Raw genomic sequence first — 1,687 nt, forward strand, 5'->3', positions numbered from 1 at the left:
GACCCGGGGCCCCCTGCGGCTGCCCCGGTCGGGGCGCCCGGGAGGACGTGAGGCTGCTCGCGGTCGTTGCGCGAGACCGTCGGCGACGCGGCGCGGGTCGACGTGGTGCCCGGCTGGGACCCCGAGGACGGTCTCGCCGTGCAGCTGAGCGGTCCTGCGGACCGGTCGGCTCGGCTCGTGCTCGAGGGCGGCTGGTGCCACCTGATGCTCCAGGAGCCGGGCGTCCGCACCCTCGAGGTCGTGGACGACGGCGAAGCCTTCGAGGAGCGAGCCGGCGACGTCCGGACCCTGACCCGCGTGGCCGTCAGCTACGTCACCGGAGGAGGACGGCTCGAGGTGCGCCGGTCGCGGGTGCTCCGGCGCCCCGTCCCCGTGTGGGTGACGACGGTCGACGGCTCGGTGTGGGAGCTGTCGCGCCGGTGGTCACGCAGCCGCCCGGCATGACAAGACCGGGCGGCGACGTGGACCAGCCGAACGTCGGCCAGCCGTGCCGTGACCGCGCGGGCCGGTGAGTGGTGGTCACCGCCCCCGCGAAGCGGGAGACGGCTGCCGCCCGGATGACCGCGGGCGGGTGCCTCAGCGCGTCGGGGCGTCCGCCCGGCGGTCGAGGACGCTGACCAGCACGGTCGCGACGGCGACGCCGACGAGGGTGCCGATGCCGTTGGCGAGCCAGTCGTCGACGTCGCACCGGCGTCCCACCGCGGGGACGGCGGCCTGGACGGCCTCGATCGCGAGCGACAGCCCGACGCCCGCGGCCAGCACCACGAGCGGACGACGCAGGGCCACGACGGCGAACAGCGCGGGCACGAGGAACAGCAGCATGTTCTCGTGGTCGCGCAGGAAGTAGACCGGGTCGAGGTTGCACCGCACGTCGGCGGCCCGGGCCGGGTCCGGCACGAGCGTGAGGCCGACGACGCCGAGCAGGCCCAGCCCCGACAGTGCCGCGGCGACCCGACGGCCCCGGTCACCCGCGCGGACGAGGACGGCGGCGAGCGCGACGCACAGGACGAGCGTGCCGGCCACGAGGATCGCCACGAGCGTCTGGTGCCCGGCGATGAAGGTGCTGATCACCGCCGAAGTCTCTCGTCCCCGCTCCGAGCCGTGGTGATCGGGCCCGCTGGCGGTCTACCGTGGCGCCGTGACCGAGCGGATCAGCGCCAGTCGTCTCGTCCCGGCCGACCCGGCCACCCTGCGTGCCGTGCTGTCGGACCCGGACGGGCACGTCGCCATCGACGCCAGCGGGATGCTGCAGGGTGCCACCGGACGTCCCGTCGCGGCCGTCGGCGACTCGTTCGTCGTGCACATGGACCGCGAGGCGCTGGGCGACCTGCCGATGGGCCGCTACGACGTCACCGTGGTCATCACGCGGCACGACCCCGGCGGCGTCGAGTGGACGATCCACGGCACGGTGAAGCCGCCGATCGGGCACGTCTGGGGCTACGAGCTGGAGCCGGCCGACGAGGGCGGCACCCGGGTGACGTCCTACTGCGACTGGTCGAACGCGGCCCCGGAGTGGAAGCCGATCTTCCCCGTGGTCGGCGAGCCCGCCCTGCGGGCCTCGCTCGGCCTGCTCGAGCGGGCGTGGTGCGCGGCTACCCCCGGCCGGCGAGCACGGACCGGGGGAGGCGGACGCCATGACCGTCCGGCTCGACGCGTTGAGCATCGACGCCGCCGACCCCCGCCCGCC

Annotated in this window: 3 protein-coding genes; 2 read left to right on the forward strand and 1 reads right to left on the reverse strand. The window is 75.5% G+C overall.

What is annotated here, in order from left to right; translation table 11 throughout:
- Positions 1 to 66: 66 nt before the first annotated feature.
- Positions 67 to 444: a hypothetical protein gene (locus AC2W7G_RS15595; protein WP_485869242.1), complete on the forward strand. Its 378-nt coding sequence runs from the start codon at positions 67 to 69 to the stop codon at positions 442 to 444.
- A gap of 132 nt (positions 445 to 576) precedes the next feature.
- On the opposite strand, the gene AC2W7G_RS15600 is transcribed toward AC2W7G_RS15595, so the two are convergent.
- The gene (locus AC2W7G_RS15600) at positions 577 to 1,071 is read right to left on the reverse strand and encodes a VanZ family protein (RefSeq protein WP_485869243.1); all 495 of its coding nucleotides are present in this window, start codon (positions 1,069 to 1,071) and stop codon (positions 577 to 579) included.
- Between the two features lie 67 nt (positions 1,072 to 1,138).
- Between AC2W7G_RS15600 and AC2W7G_RS15605 the strand changes: the two genes are divergently transcribed.
- The coding region (locus AC2W7G_RS15605) for an SRPBCC family protein (RefSeq protein WP_485869244.1) at positions 1,139 to 1,687 on the forward strand (549 nt) is incomplete at its 3' end.

The sequence above is a fragment of the Aeromicrobium sp. PFPM2_SD2 genome, from assembly GCF_057364525.1.